Genomic DNA, 15,287 nt, shown 5'->3' on the forward strand with positions numbered 1-15,287 from the left:
TTCTAACTAAATTGATTTATAAACTGCTGTACTACAATGTCAGTATTCTCATGACGTTTCTTTCTTTCTAAAACAATCGGAGGAGCGGATCTTTCCTGACAATCTTTTACAGCACAAGTTTCGCACGTAACACCAACAATTCGTTTCACTAAAGGCTTTCCTTCAATGAATTTGAATTTCTTTTTCATAGTCGGATTAATTAAAATGCCGACAGAAATACTTCTAATATAATTTTCTGCAAAAGGATCTTTTGTAGCCGATGAAAAAACTAAATATTCATTTCCGCTATTAGCGTAACTGGATATTTGTGCGTCAAAAAAATGAGATTTATTTTGTTTGATGGCTTCGTCAATCGTTTTAACCGAAACCCATCTTCTGCAATAATGCTCATTGGTTTCATTGGCGTGTGGTTCCTGCTGATGTGTAATATGTAATTCTTTATTGATTTGGTAAACATCCGAACCAACACGGTGAGATAATCTTAAAAAGAATAAGTTTTTAAGCTGAAAATCTTTCGGTAATAAATTGGTTAATCGCTGATAAAAAGATTCGGGCGAAACTTCAAAACTTTCTATTAACGCTACAAATTCTTCCGGTTTTGGGTTTTCATTTTCCAAAAAGGAATTGATTCTATCTACCAATGATTTTCTCGGCAATAATAAAGCACCGGCAAAATAAGAAGCGTAGAAGTTGTGCAAAACCTGATCGAAATTTTCAAACTTAATCCAGCTGAAAGTCAATAATCGATCTGAAATTTTTAAGTAATTATAAGCAATTTCTTTTGCTAAAATAAAAGCTTTCTGGGGAGCATCAAGTTCTGTAGAAAGTAATAACGTTTTGCTTTTCGGAACATAAATCGAACGTAAATCGTCTAAAGCTTCCTGATCTGTAAAAGCGATTTCTTTTATATTGTATTCGTATTCTTCTTTTAGAATATCTTCTAATTCTTCTGTACTTATTTTAGAATTCAGATTAATTTGAAATGACTTCGAAAACTCAATTACTTTTTCTTCTAAATCTTCAAAATAATTACTGTGTGCTTCCTGATACGAGCGTAAAGCGGCCAAAAAGAAGCTTTCACGGCTTAAATTATAATGCTGTGCAATTTCGATAATCGTACTAATAAACGCATTGACTTTTGCAGGAGCATTGGCAATAATATCAATTAAATCAGCTTCCTGAATTCCAAAAAGCTCTAGCGGAATCTCTTTTAGAATTCCAGATTTTAAGATTTCGCCAATTGGAGCGAGGTTGTTGTCGAGTTTTAAAGATACCATTTGGTCGTAAGTCACGTCCAAATGTTCGCAGAGCAATAAAATTTTATCTGTTTTTGGATATTTTTTTCCCTTTTCAATCTCGTTTAAATACGATTTTGAAAGATTTGTCAATTTGGCTAGGCCAAAAAGTGACAGATTTTTTTGCGTTCTGACTTGCTTCAATTTTAGTCCGAAGATCAGCTTTATATAGTCTTTTTCGATATCCATGAATCAAATATAGTTATTCTAAAAATAATCGCCAAAAAATTATTTTTAATATTTAGCGAACGTTCGCTTGTTTTGTAAAAAACTTTTTTCTAATATTGTGGTGTAGAAATTATTAGATATCAGATTGTTATGGTTTAGTGTTTTGAAAAACATATAAACGATTCAATTGTTACTAATGAAAATTAAAAACCACAGCTATGAAAAACCAATTAGAAATTACCGAAACGGCAATGGAATTTTTAGCCGAAATGAAGCTTCGTTATCCAAAGATCTGGACAGAAGAAGCGATTGTTTTTATAACTGAATTGCATAGAAAATTCGAATCACAGCGAAAACTATTGCTTTTACAGCGTGACCAAAAACAAGTCACTTTTGATCAGGGAATCATGCCGACTTTTATTCCGGAAACGAAGAATATCAGAGAAGGTAATTGGACAGCTGCCGAAACTCCAAAAGATTTATTGGACAGAAGAGTAGAGATTACAGGTCCGGTTGATCGCAAAATGATTATCAATGCATTGAACTCAGGAGCGAAAACTTTTATGGCCGATTTTGAAGACAGCACTTCGCCAACGTGGCAAAATTTAATGGAAGGTCAGCTGAATTTAATCGACGCGGTTAACAAAACAATTACGTATACCGATTTGGTGAAGCAAAAGTCCTATCATTTAAATGAAAAAATTGCAACGCTAATTGTACGCCCGAGAGGTTTGCATTTGCCAGAAAAGCATCTTTTAATTGAAGGAAATGAAGTTTCGGGTTCTTTGGTAGATTTTGGCTTGTATGTTTTTCATAATCATAAACGACTTTTAGAAAACAATTCTGGGCCATATTTCTACATTCCGAAATTGGAACATTATCTGGAAGCGCGCTGGTGGAATAATGTTATTGATTTTACCGAGGACTATTTGAAAATGAAAAGAGGAACGATAAAAGTGACGGTTTTAATTGAAACGATAACGGCAAGTTTTCAGCTGGATGAAATTATTTACGAATTGAAAGAACATATCGTTGGTTTGAATTGCGGACGTTGGGATTATATTTTCTCTTATATCAAAAAGTTTAGAAAAAATCCAAAATTCATTGTTCCGGATCGTGATCAGGTAAATATGACTTCACCTTTTATGAATGCGTATTCAAATTTAGTTATTCAGAGATGTCATAAAAGAGGAATTCATGCGATTGGCGGAATGGCGGCGCAGATTCCGATTCGAAATAATGAAGAAGCCAATGCTGTCGCTTTCGCAAAAGTAAAAACCGATAAAGAGCGAGAAGTAAAAAATGGACACGACGGAACCTGGGTTGCGCATCCTGATTTAGTTGCGCTGGCAAAAGAAATTTTTGATAAAGGAATGCCGACTCCAAATCAAATTCATATTAAAAGAGAACATCGAAAAATTACAGAAGCTGATTTAATTGAACCACCAATTGGAATCATTACTGAAAATGGTGTTCGAAAAAATATCAATGTTGGGGTTTTATATCTGGCTTCATGGCTAAACGGACAAGGCGCCGCAGCATTGCATAATTTAATGGAAGATGCGGCAACAGCCGAAATTTCGAGATCGCAATTGTGGCAATGGCTTCAGAATAAAGTGCTTTTGGATAATGGACGAAAATTAGATTTGGCGTATTATCATGAATTGGCTTTAGACGAATTCAGAAAAATAAAAGAAGAACTGGGAGAAGAAAATCACGAAAAACAACAATTTCCATTGGCTGAAAAAGTACTGGAAAGATTAGTAGTAAATACTGATTTCGTTGACTTTTTGACTATTCCGTGTTACAAATATTTGTAAAAGAATTGATTAGAATTCCTGCAAGGTTTTCAAAACCTTGTAGGTATCATGATCGTAATTACAAATACCTACAAGGTCAAAAAAAGACCTTGCAGGAAATTAAAAACACCTATTACTTACTAACCACTTAAACTATACTTATGAAAACAACAGAAGACAGAATTCAGGAATTGATTAACGATTGGATAACGAACCCAAGATGGAAAGGTGTTGAACGCCCTTACACTGCGAGTGAAGTAGTTGAACTTCAAGGTTCTTATCATATTGAGCATTCTATTGCCAAAATGGGAGCGCAAAAATTATGGAAAAAGTTAAAAAGTCAGGATTATGTAGCTGGTTTGGGAGCGTTGACTGGAAATCAGGCAATTCAGGAAGTCGATGCGGGTTTAGAGGCGATTTATTTGAGCGGATGGCAGGTTGCTGCTGATGCAAACCTAGCTGGAGAAATGTATCCTGATCAATCGCTTTATCCTGTAAACAGCGTTCCGATGGTGGTAAAAAAGATCAATAACGCTTTATTGCGTGCTGATCAGATTCAAACTGTAAATAAAATTGAAGATAAAAAAGATTATTTGGTTCCAATTGTAGCTGACGCTGAAGCGGGTTTTGGAGGAAACTTAAATGCTTTCGAATTAATGAAATCGATGATTGAAGCCGGAGCTTCTGGAGTTCATTTTGAAGATCAATTAAGTTCTGCTAAAAAGTGCGGACACTTAGGCGGAAAGGTTTTGGTTCCAACTCAGGAAGCAATCAATAAATTAATTGCAGCGCGTTTGGCAGCAGATGTTATGGGCGTTTCAACTTTAATCGTTGCCAGAACAGATGCGGAGGCAGCTAATTTATTAACGAGTGACGCAGATCCAAGAGATAGGAAATTCTTAACCGGAGAAAAAACGGACGAAGGCTTTTTCTACGTTAAAAACGGAATCGAGCAGGGAATTGCAAGAGGTTTGAGCTATGCGCCTTATGCTGATTTAATTTGGATGGAAACAAGCAATCCGGATTTAGAGTTTGCGAGAAAGTTTGCAACGGCTATGAAAAAAGAATTCCCGGATAAAATGCTGGCTTACAATTGTTCTCCATCTTTTAATTGGGCAGCAAAATTAACAGTTGCCGAAATGGAAACGTTTAGAGAAGATTTAGCAGCAATGGGATATAAATTCCAGTTCATCACTTTGGCAGGATTCCATGCTTTGAATACAAGTATGTTTGAATTGTCTAAAGCGTATAAAGAACGCGGAATGGCGGGTTACTCTGAATTGCAGGAACGCGAATTTGCTTTACAGAAAAACGGATTCAGAGCGGTAAAACATCAGGCTTTTGTAGGGACTTCTTATTTTGATGCAGTTCAAAATACGGTTATGATAGGAAGATCTTCAATTACAGCAATGAAACATTCTACTGAGGTTGAGCAATTTTAATTCAAAAAACACGGTTCAGTTTTGAGCCGTGTTTTGTTTTTTGCCACAGATTTCACAGATTAAAGTGATTTTTTTTAGCCACGAATTACACAAATTTCCACGAATTTTATTTTAATTTTTAAATTAATTAATTCGTGGAAATTTGTGTAATTCGTGGCAACATTTTTTAATCCTTTTAATCTGTGAAATCTGTGGCAAAAAAACTATTTCTTTAAAAGCCTAGCTTTCATTTTACTGAAAAATTCTGGTGTTACGCCAATGAAAGAAGCGATTTGTTTTTGAGGAACTTTGTGAACTAATGTTCCATATTTTTTAGTGAATTTTTCAAAACGTTCTTCGGCAGGTAAACTTAAATTGTCCATTAATCGTTGTTGATTAGCTACTAATGAATTTTCAATTAAAATTCTAAAGAAACGTTCCAGCTTTGGAATCTCAATAAACAATTGATCCTGATTTTCTTTGGATAAAGAAACCACTTCGGCTTCTTCCAGAACTTCAATAAAAAGCTGTCCCGGTTTTTGCGAAAAATAACTGTACATATCACTCATCCACCAGCCTTCGCAGGCAAAAGATAAAACATGTTCGACAATATTATCGTTGATGTTGAAACTTCTTAAAATTCCAGAGTTTACGAAATAGGAATGTTTACATACTTCGCCAGCGTTTAATAAAATTGTTTTGGCTTTGTAAGTATTCGTTTCTAATTTAGATAAAAAAAGTGCTTGTTCCTCTGGTGTCAAAGAAACATGTTTGGCAATATTTTCAAGAATTAATGCCATTATTTTTCGTTTACTAAAGTGAATGAAGTCGCTTTAAATCTATTGTTTACGATTTCTCCAGTAACTAAAGCTTTGCTGATTGCATTGCAAAAACCTTTTTCTGAATGTGCGTCACCGTGATCGTGAATCGTAGTTCCGTCAACGAAATACGTTTTTCCGTCAATACGAACGGCTAAATCACAGCTTTTACCTTTCATTCCAAATTGACATTCTCCGCATGAAGCTTCAACGATTGTTGGTTTGTCAATTACTTTTTTAGATTGTGCCTGAGCAGCAATTCCGATAAACAGGAAAAGCAGGAATATAAGTTTTTTCATTTTTTAAGAATTTACAGTTATTAATTTTGCCGTTTCTTTGGCACGTTCGGTTACTTTTTCGATTGGAGTTGATAAAGAATCTTGAGCTAAAACAACTCCCATTCGGCGATACGGTCTTGAAGTTGGTTTACCAAAAAGTCTGAAATCAGTTTTTGGTAAAGCTGCTACTTTTTCGATTCCGGTAAAAGTTGGGTTTGTAGAGTCCTTTGATGCTAAAATTACGGCACTTGCTCCGGCTTTTTCTAAAGTAATTTCAAAAATAGGGAGACTTAAAATCGCTCTTAAGTGCAATTCAAATTCGTTAAAATTCTGAGTTCCGGCTAAAGTTACCATTCCGGTATCGTGCGGACGTGGAGATAGTTCAGAGAAATAAACACCTTCTTTAGTTAAGAAAAATTCAACGCCAAAAAGTCCAGCTCCGCCAAGTGCTTCGGTAATTTTTTCGGCCATATCCTGTGCTTCGTATAAATCTGCTTCAGAAACTTGTGCCGGCTGCCAGCTTTCCTGATAATCGCCGCGTTCTTGTCTGTGGCCAATTGGTGCGCAAAACAAAGTCGGGTTGTTATTTTGGGTAATCGTTAAAAGTGTAATTTCTGAATCGAAATCGACAAAGGCTTCTACAATCACTTCGATAACATCGCCACGAGAACCTGCAACGGCATATTGCCATGCTTTTTCGATATCATTTTCTGTTTTGATTGTTGATTGCCCTTTTCCTGATGAAGACATTAAAGGTTTCACTACGCACGGAATTCCAACTTCCTGAACCGCTTTTTGCAGTTCTTCTGTTGAAGTGGCATATTGATATTTGGCTGTTTTTAGACCTAATTCTTTTGAAGCTAAATCACGAATGGCTTTACGGTTCATGGTAAAGTTTGCCGCTTTCGCAGAAGGAACAACGGTAATTCCTTGTTTTTCGTAATCGTAAAAACGTTCGGTGCGAATGGCTTCTATTTCAGGGACTATAAAATCTGGTTTGTGTTTGGCTACGATTCGGTCTAAAGCTTCGCCGTCGAGCATATTGATGACTTCAAAGCCGTGTGCTACCTGCATGGCTGGGGCATTTTCGTAACTATCAACTGCAATTATGGTTTGTCCGATTCGTTGGGCGGCAATGACAAATTCTTTGCCTAATTCACCTGAACCTAGGAGTAGTATTTTCATTTTGGAATTTTGTAAATAATGGAGTAGTAAAAGTAGCGAAAAATGTTTTTAACCGCAAAGCCTATTCGCATGGATTGGTGTAGAGACGCACTGCAGTGCGTCTACGTAATCTAGGTTTAACCGTAAAGTTCGCAAAGAATTACACAAAGAACGCACAGTATTGATGTTAAGGAAGAAGGCGAAGGTTCGCAAAGTATCTCACGCAGATCTTGCAGATTCGGCAGATTTAATTTTTTTTAGGATAAATTGCCTCCGGCTTTAGCTGGAGGAAGTTAATAGATTAAAAGAGAGGCTTTAGCCAAAATTCTTGTTTTTTGGCTAAAGCCTAATAGAGAGATTCCTTTTTGACCTCCAGCTAAAGCTGAAGGCAATTCAATTCAAGATTGGGTATTCTGGTTTAGTTTTACAATTATTAAACTGGCGATAAAAGCTAAAACAATTAATACAAATGATAGAAATAAGATCATTAGCATTGAAAATAAAATTATATCTGGAAGTTGAGATCTTAATGCATAAGAGATTCCGTTAATCAATTTCCCAATTATATAAATTGTAAAAAGGGATAGAATAAGTTTAGAACTTACTCCAAAAGAAAATTGAGAACAAGCTTGGAAATATGTTATTTGGTTTAATGAATATCTTAATTTTTTAGCGGTATTCCAAAAAAGAAAAATAATGAATATTGGAAATAAGATTCCCCAGAAAATTGGATTCCAAAAAATACCGAAATCGCATATTTGAATACATAAATCGATGAAATAACTATCCGAAAATATTAATAATGGAAAAAAAGAGGTAATAAAAATTCCAGTAATAATTGCATGTTTTTGAATGTTATTTTTGGATTCCATTTAAATTTAGTTTGAAGAGTAAAGATAAAAAATGGAATTTATTCTCACGCAGATTTTGGAGATTCGGGAGATTTTAATTTAACCACAAAGTTCACAAAGATTACGCAAAGCACACAAAGTATTTGTTTTTTTAGTAAATGAAAAGGTTCACAAAGATTATTTTAAAATCTTTGCGAACCTTGCGTATTCCTTTGCGCTCTTTGCGGTAAAAAAAACTTTGTAGTTAAATCCTAATGAAAATGATCTTCTTCAATTTCAAATTCGGCATCTTTTTCCCAAATTTCCATTTCGCAGGGTTTGCAGTTGAATTTTAGTTTGTATTCTAATTCTCCCTGTTTCAATACTAATGGTTCTTTTACCTTGACACCTACTATGTCTTTTTGGTGTATCGGGCATTTTTTTAATTCGTATTTGATGCAATATTTCGTTGTCATTACACGAGATTTTCCTGGATCCCATTGTAATTCGAATGCTTTTTCGATTTCGGTTACACCATGGCGTTCGTAGAATTTACGAGCCGTTTTGTTCGAAACGTTGTACATGAAATCTAATTTGGTTTCAGGATACGGATGTGACGTTTTTACCATTTGGTGTTCTTCACGTTTATAGTTTGCTAAACGAATTTCAGTCAACTGGTCGTAAACAGTTCTTCGCATTTCGTTGATTTTTGAAATAGGAAGAAACCAGTTTTGAGAAAACATAATGTTGATTTCATTAGCAGTATAAGGAGTGAAACCTGTTTTTGCTAATTGTGTTTTGATGTTTTCTTCGATTGATTCGCCGGTTTTAGTCTGCTCTTTTGCATGTTCTAAATTTACGATACTTACATTTCCGTCTTCGTCAGTTGCGATTAATTCAAAACCATTTTCAGTTTCAGTAAGCAATAAAGTGGTGCTTAATTTACGAACAGCACTGTCTTCTCTTTCTACAATTTTGATGAAAGCAGCGTCGTTATTTCTGTAGATGAAAGTTCCGTCTTTTACTTCTTTTAGAACATTCGGATAAATTTTACCGTTTTCGGCTTTGTTTACGTAAATTCCGTCGGCTTCGTTGTTTTCGTTAATGAAACAAAGTCCGTCACCGTTGTTTAGTAACTCACCGTTTTCGATTTCGTAAGCATTTCCAACAGTTCGGATTAATTTACCAATATATTGTCCTTTGGATTTTGGGCTTTCCCAAGAACCAATCGAGCTGTGTCTTTCGTTTACAAAATAGTCTGTATAACCACGATTGAAAGTTCTGCTTAAAGAAGAATCAAAAGTATAAGTACAAGTTCCGGAAGAAGCTTTCATGTATTTTTCGCTTCCTTCGCCTTCTAAATAACTGTCTAGTTTTTGACGTAAATAAGACACGTTGTTTTTAACGTAAACTACATCTTTTAAACGTCCTTCAATTTTAAAAGAAACGATTCCGGCTTCGATTAAATTCGGAATTTGCTCTGAAATATCTAAATCTTTTATCGAAAGTAAGTGGCTGTTTTTTATTAAAGTTTCTCCGTTTCCGTCGATTAAGTTATAGGGTAAACGGCAGTTTTGTGCGCAAGAACCACGGTTAGCGCTGCGTTCTCCATTTGCCACACTCATATAACAGTTTCCGCTAAAAGAAACGCATAAAGCTCCAGTTACGAAAAATTCTAATTCAACATCTGCGTGGTCGTAAATCGTTTTAATTTGATGCAGGTTTAATTCACGTGCTAAAACGACACGTTTAATTCCGGCATCTTTAAGGAATTTAATTTTATCGGCGTCACGATTATTGGCTTGTGTGCTGGCGTGAAGTACGATAGGAGGAAGCTCCATTTCCATAATCGCCATATCTTGAATAATCAGGGCATCGACACCAATCTCGTATAACTCCCAGATCATCGAACGACAAGTTTCAAGTTCGTTGTCGTACAAAATGGTATTCATAACAACAAAAACCTGAGCATTAAATAAATGCGCATATTGTACTAGAGCGGCAACATCTTCAATAGAGTTGTTGGCGTTAGATCGTGCACCAAATTGCGGTGCACCAATATATACAGCATCGGCACCACTGTTTATGGCGGCCATTCCTCCAATTAAATCTTTAGCAGGAGCTAATATTTCGATTTTCTTCTTCATTTCTAAAACTTTAGACTTTTGTGGTATTCCCGAAAAAAAGTGTGCAAAGGTCTTATAAATTATTTGAGTTTGCTAATGATGAAGGGATTTTTTTGAAATTGTTAACTTAATATGGAATGAGTTAATGTTATTTTCTTATCAACGGATTAAAATCCGTTGCTGTAAAATGAATCGTTCCTTCGGAACTTTATTAAGAAGAGCTGTAAGCTCGGAACATATTGCAGGGGCGGATTTTAATCCGCTCATTCATGTCAAATATATAAAAACAAAAAAACTACCTGATTATTTAAACCAGATAGTTTTCCTAAAATAAAAGTGTCAATAATAATTAGTTCGCTTTCATTTTAATTTGCGATAAAGTATTTTGAATACTGTTTAATTGTTTTGAAACAATGAAAACCTGACTGTGTTCTAATTCATTGTCTTCGAGTGCTTTTTTGTACTTTTCGATAGCGGCTTCTTCTCCGGTAATGCAGGCATTTATAATGGCTTCGGTGTCTCCGCCAGTGAAAGATGATTTGATATCAATCCATGTACGGTGTAAAGCTCCTAATGGTCCGCCGCCGGAAGTGTCTGTTGATTTTCCAAGTTTGTTGATTTCGTCTTGTAATTTTACAATAAATAAAGCTCTTTCGCGGGCATATTCCAGAAAATCAGCTTTAATGGCTAAATTCTCAACATGTTCTGCAGCATTTGTATATCCTAGTTTCCCATCTTCAAGAATTGAAATTAATCCTTCTAAAGTTTTTACTGTTTCTTTTGTGGTTTCATCTGTATGTATCATGACTAATAGTTTTTAAATTAATACATTACAAAGTTGGCAATTTCTAAAGTGTTATGTTTTACAGGATTATAACTAGGATTTTATAATATTATGGAATGGGAATTTTGAAAATATTGATTTGTTTTATTCAGATTTAATTGCCTCCAGCTTTAGCTGGAGGAAGTTAAATGGATTAGGATTGGGCTTTAGCCAAATGTGTAGTTTGGCTAAAGCCAGTATGGAAGCTTATCTTAACCTCCAGCTAAAGCTGGAGGTAATTAAACTAAATGTTGTTTTTATTTCTTTTGAAAATTAATTTTCTCGTTTACGGTTTGCGTGAGGGATTGAGGCGGTATCCTTTTATGGAGCGGAGCGGAATAAAAGATATAGCCGAAAGCCCGACCCGAAGGGACACGCCCATAAAAAAACAGCTTAAAATATAAAAGTGATGAAACTTTTGAACCTTAAGCCGTTTTTATAAAAACTTAGAATATTGTTATACAGTCAAAGCTTCTTTGATTCTGCGTAATGCTTCTTTTAAAATATCGTTGCTTGTTGCGTAAGAGAAACGAATACAGTTTGGATTTCCGAAAGCGTCTCCGGTTACTGTTGCAACATTTGCTTCTGCCAAAAGATACATCGAAACGTCGTTTGCATCTTTGATTTCAGTTCCTTTTAATGTTTTTCCGAAGAAAGAAGAAACGTCTGGGAATACATAAAATGCACCTTCTGGAACGTTGATTTTTACTCCTGGGATTTCTTTTAGTAATCCAACAACTAAATCTCTGCGACCGTGGAAGGCCTGAACCATTTCATTTAATACTTTTGGGTCAGCATCTACTGCGGTAATTGTAGCTCTTTGTGCTACAGAGTTTGCTCCAGATGTTACTTGTCCTTGAATTTTTGTACACGCTTTTGCGATAAATTCAGGAGCTCCAATATATCCAATTCTGTATCCTGTCATTGCAAATGCTTTTGCAACTCCATTTACAGTGATTGTTTTTTCTAACATTCCCGGAATTGAACCGATACTGCAGAAAGTTCCAGAGAAATTGATGTGCTCATAAATCTCATCGGCAACTACGTAAATATTTGGGTGTTTTTCTAAAACTTTTGCAAGCGCTGTTAATTCTTCTCTGCTGTAAACAGATCCAGAAGGGTTACAAGGAGAAGAGAACCACATCATTTTTGTTTTTGGCGTGATTGCAGCTTCTAATTGTTCTGGAGTAATTTTAAAATCTGTTTCAACAGAAGTTGGAACTTCAACCGGAACTCCGCCAGAAAGTTTTACGATTTCGAAATAAGAAACCCAGTATGGTGCTGGTAAAATAACTTCGTCACCATCATTTAACATTACTTGTGCAATGTTGTATAAAGATTGTTTTGCTCCTGTAGAAACTACGATTTGAGATGGTTTGTACTCCAAATCATTGTCTCTTTTGAATTTTCTGCAGATAGCTTCTTTTAAATCCTGGTATCCATCAACAGGAGAATATGTGCTGTAATTATCGTCAATTGCTTTTTTTGCAGCTTCTTTAATAAAGTCTGGTGTATTAAAGTCTGGTTCACCTAAACTTAAACTGATAATGTCTTTTCCTTGTGCTTTTAGCTCGCGTGCTAAAGCAGCCATTGCTAAAGTTTGTGATGTTGCTAAGTTGTTGATTCTGTCCGAAAGAATATGGTTCATTATAAAAATTTTGAATGTCCTTAATTTGCTGCGCTAAACTAAGGATGGTTAATTATTAATAGATTTTTTTTAGTTTAAACAGATAATTCAGGTTTCATTCCTAAGTCACGTAAATGTTTGAAGTGAGCTACGATAGCACTTCTCATTGTTTTGTATTCATAATAGGGTAAATTACATTCTTTTGCAGTTTCCTTTACGATTTTTGCAATTTTACCATAGTGAATGTGACTGATATTTGGAAAAATATGATGTTCGATTTGGTGATTCAATCCGCCAGTGTACCAGTTTACAATTGCATTTTTTGGTGCAAAATTAGTTGTAGTATACAATTGGTGAACTGCCCATGTATTGTCCATTTCTCCTAATTCATTTGGAGACGGATTTGTAGTATGATCTACAACGTGTGCTAATTGAAATACAACACTTAAGATCAATCCGGCTGTATAGTGCATTACGAAAAATCCTAGAAGCACTTTCCACCAGGTAATTCCAATAAGTATTGGTAAAACAATCCAGATTGAAATGTAGATTACTTTTGTAATAATTAAAGTTGTCCAAAGAATTTTTGGGCTTTTTGGTTCTCCGTAAGATAATTTTCTTTTAAGATAATTTCTCATTTGCTTAAAATCAGTAGTAATAGCCCAATTGAAAGTCAATAATCCGTATAAGAAAACAGAGTAATAATGTTGAAAACGGTGAAAACTATGCCATTCTGCATGTTCTGTAAAACGGATAATTCTTCCGGCATCTAAATCTTCGTCGTGTCCCGGAATATTGGTATAAGTATGGTGAAGCACATTGTGCTGAACCTGCCAGTTGTAAACGTTTCCGGCAAGAACATAAATGGTTCCGCCCATAAATTTATTAATCCAGCTTTTATTTGAGTATGAACCGTGATTACCATCGTGCATTACGTTCATTCCAACGCCTGCCATTCCAACGCCAATGACGATTGATAAAAGCAGCATTACCCAAAAAGGCATATTTAAGGTAAGGATTAAAAAATATGGAGTTAAAAAAACTGCGAATAGAATAACGGCTTTTAAGTGTAACTTCCAGTTTCCTGTTTTTTGAATGTTGTTCTCCTTAAAGTAATTGTTTACCCGTGAGTTAAGTGTTCTGAAAAACTTCAGATTGTCTTGCCTTGCAAAAGTTGGAGCAGTGTTATTCATAATTGTTTTAAATAGTTTTCAAAGGTAATTATTATAAATTCTCAATTTGCAAAATTGAGTTAAATATTTCAATCGTAAAGTAGTACTTTTGTTAAAAATTTACTGCAATGGATGAGATATTGAAATATTTTCCTGATTTGACCGATCTTCAAATAGAACAATTTCAAAAATTAGACTTTTTATACCACGATTGGAATGAAAAAATCAATGTGATTTCGCGTAAAGACATTGATTCCTTATATACAAAACACATTTTGCATTCTTTAGGAATTGCTAAAATTATGAAGTTCGAACCCGGAGCCACAGTTCTGGATGTTGGAACCGGAGGCGGTTTTCCCGGTATTCCGCTGGCGATTCTTTTTCCGGAAACCCGTTTTTATTTAATTGATGTTATTGCTAAAAAAATAAAAGTAGTTCAGGGTGTTGTTGATGCATTAGAATTAAAGAACGTAAAAGCCGAACAAAAACGTGCTGAATTGGTAAAAGGCGATTTCGATTTTATCGTAAGCCGTGCCGTAACCAATATGCCGGATTTTGTTTCGTGGATAAATGATAAAATTAAAAAACAGCATAAGCATACTTTAAAAAATGGAATTTTATATTTAAAAGGCGGCGACCTGGCCGAAGAATTAAAAGATTTTCCAAATGCGACTTTGTATGATTTAGCAGCAATATTTGATGATGAATTTTTTGAAACTAAAAAAGTGGTTCATCTTCCTTTAAAATTTAAACCTTAAGTGATAGATAAAAGTAAATAACCCGTAAAGAATTTCTTTCCGGGTTATTTTTTGAATTAATAGTTTCTACTACTAAGATGCTCTCCTGGAAAAATCCAGAAAAGGATTTGCTTTTATGTCTAAATTATCAATAAAGTTATGAATGGCATTTTCTGACGCTTCAACAGAGTATTTAAACTCAGCATCAAAAAATAATTCTCTGCATAAAACCGGCTCGTTTGATGAGTCGTAAATTGCTTCATCTGATTCATCAAGGTTATCATAGCTGTATTGACAAGGATATAAACGAATTAATTCGGCAATTGTTTTTTCGAACCATTTATCAAATGTTTTCTTTTTTGGAGTTACGTGTCGTGCTAGTAATGTTAGACCTACAAGCTCGCTTTGAAGCAGGTAAGATCCTTTTCTGTATTTTACATCGACCATTCTCACATTCATTAAAGCAATCCATAAAGCCCCGTTTACTAAACCATTAGCAGGTATGTCAAGATTACAATCAAATAATAAAGGATTTGTTTGCTCGCGATCGTTTATTGAGCACCAAAGTGCTTCAATACGTTTTTGTGTATCTGCTGTAAATTGTGTATAACCTGTAAAACGCCAGTAAACCCATTCTAATAAAGCAGCTGTTAAACCAACAGAAGCTTTGTGATTAATTTGCATTAATACACTTTCTAATGCATCATTACCTTCAATTGGATCTAAAAGCTGATCTATTTTCTTTTTCGTCCATTTAAAATTAATTGGATGTCCAATACTTTTTGCTTCTGAAATTACAGCAGGTACATTGTTTAAATTTCTCATATTTCTTTAGTTGTTTATCTTGTATAAATTGTGATTTTTTTACAAGGACAAATTTAAAATCATGTATTTTTTTAGAACGGAACAAGAAGTTTTTAAAATAATAAAATACGGTTTTTTAGATGGTTAACTCGTTGATTTTTAATTAAATAAGAAAAATACTACATTTTTAAAGCTTGTCCTATCTGTAAGACTCACAAAGACTTG

11 protein-coding genes and 1 pseudogene are annotated in these 15,287 nt (G+C 34.7%); 3 read left to right on the forward strand and 9 right to left on the reverse strand.

Features of this window, described 5'->3' with window-relative positions; genetic code table 11:
* Positions 1-2 precede the first annotated feature (2 nt).
* Positions 3-1,484, reverse strand: coding sequence for a helix-turn-helix domain-containing protein (locus BUE10_RS22205; RefSeq protein WP_073489117.1), 1,482 nt, complete (start codon positions 1,482-1,484; stop codon positions 3-5).
* Between the two features lie 197 nt (positions 1,485-1,681).
* On the opposite strand from BUE10_RS22205, the gene aceB reads away from it, so the two are divergent.
* Together aceB and aceA are read left to right on the forward strand one after the other, a co-directional pair.
* Positions 1,682-3,283: a malate synthase A gene (aceB, locus tag BUE10_RS22210; protein ID WP_073489119.1), complete on the forward strand. Its 1,602-nt coding sequence runs from the start codon at positions 1,682-1,684 to the stop codon at positions 3,281-3,283.
* Between the two features lie 140 nt (positions 3,284-3,423).
* Positions 3,424-4,704, forward strand: coding sequence for an isocitrate lyase (gene aceA / locus BUE10_RS22215; RefSeq protein ID WP_073489120.1), 1,281 nt, complete (start codon positions 3,424-3,426; stop codon positions 4,702-4,704).
* Positions 4,705-4,907: 203 nt separating this feature from the next.
* Here aceA and BUE10_RS22220 read toward each other — a convergent pair whose 3' ends face one another.
* The 7 genes and pseudogenes from BUE10_RS22220 to BUE10_RS22255 all read right to left on the reverse strand — a co-directional run bounded on the left by BUE10_RS22220 (position 4,908) and on the right by BUE10_RS22255 (position 13,542).
* Positions 4,908-5,483, reverse strand: a complete 576-nt coding sequence (locus BUE10_RS22220) for a Crp/Fnr family transcriptional regulator (RefSeq protein WP_073489122.1) — start codon at positions 5,481-5,483, stop codon at positions 4,908-4,910.
* Entirely contained in the window at positions 5,483-5,800 is a 318-nt protein-coding gene (locus tag BUE10_RS22225; RefSeq protein WP_073489123.1) for a DUF6370 family protein, read from the reverse strand. The genes BUE10_RS22220 and BUE10_RS22225 overlap by 1 nt, the downstream gene beginning before the upstream one ends.
* Positions 5,801-5,803: 3 nt before the next feature.
* A pseudogene (purT, locus tag BUE10_RS22230) lies at positions 5,804-6,967 on the reverse strand (formate-dependent phosphoribosylglycinamide formyltransferase); the annotation flags it as partial.
* A 1,078-nt stretch (positions 6,968-8,045) separates the two neighbouring features.
* Positions 8,046-9,920, reverse strand: coding sequence for a peptidase U32 family protein (locus BUE10_RS22240; RefSeq protein WP_073489129.1), 1,875 nt, complete (start codon positions 9,918-9,920; stop codon positions 8,046-8,048).
* A gap of 328 nt (positions 9,921-10,248) precedes the next feature.
* Positions 10,249-10,704, reverse strand: coding sequence for a ferritin-like domain-containing protein (locus BUE10_RS22245; protein WP_073489131.1), 456 nt, complete (start codon positions 10,702-10,704; stop codon positions 10,249-10,251).
* Positions 10,705-11,179: 475 nt separating this feature from the next.
* Positions 11,180-12,370, reverse strand: a complete 1,191-nt coding sequence (locus BUE10_RS22250) for a pyridoxal phosphate-dependent aminotransferase (protein ID WP_073489133.1) — start codon at positions 12,368-12,370, stop codon at positions 11,180-11,182.
* Positions 12,371-12,444: 74 nt separating this feature from the next.
* Positions 12,445-13,542 carry a fatty acid desaturase family protein gene (locus BUE10_RS22255; RefSeq protein WP_073489135.1) on the reverse strand — a complete coding sequence of 366 codons (1,098 nt, stop codon included), beginning with the start codon at positions 13,540-13,542 and terminating at the stop codon, positions 12,445-12,447.
* A gap of 107 nt (positions 13,543-13,649) precedes the next feature.
* Here BUE10_RS22255 and rsmG point away from each other — a divergent pair, with 107 nt between their 5' ends.
* Positions 13,650-14,279: a 16S rRNA (guanine(527)-N(7))-methyltransferase RsmG gene (gene rsmG / locus BUE10_RS22260; RefSeq protein WP_073489137.1), complete on the forward strand. Its 630-nt coding sequence runs from the start codon at positions 13,650-13,652 to the stop codon at positions 14,277-14,279.
* Positions 14,280-14,351: 72 nt separating this feature from the next.
* Here rsmG and BUE10_RS22265 read toward each other — a convergent pair whose 3' ends face one another.
* The gene (locus BUE10_RS22265; RefSeq protein ID WP_073489138.1) at positions 14,352-15,083 is read right to left on the reverse strand and encodes a hypothetical protein; all 732 of its coding nucleotides are present in this window, start codon (positions 15,081-15,083) and stop codon (positions 14,352-14,354) included.
* Between the last annotated feature and the right edge of the window lie 204 nt (positions 15,084-15,287).

This window comes from Flavobacterium sp. CF108, assembly GCF_900129795.1.
In the GTDB taxonomy this organism is placed as follows: Bacteria; Bacteroidota; Bacteroidia; order Flavobacteriales; family Flavobacteriaceae; genus Flavobacterium.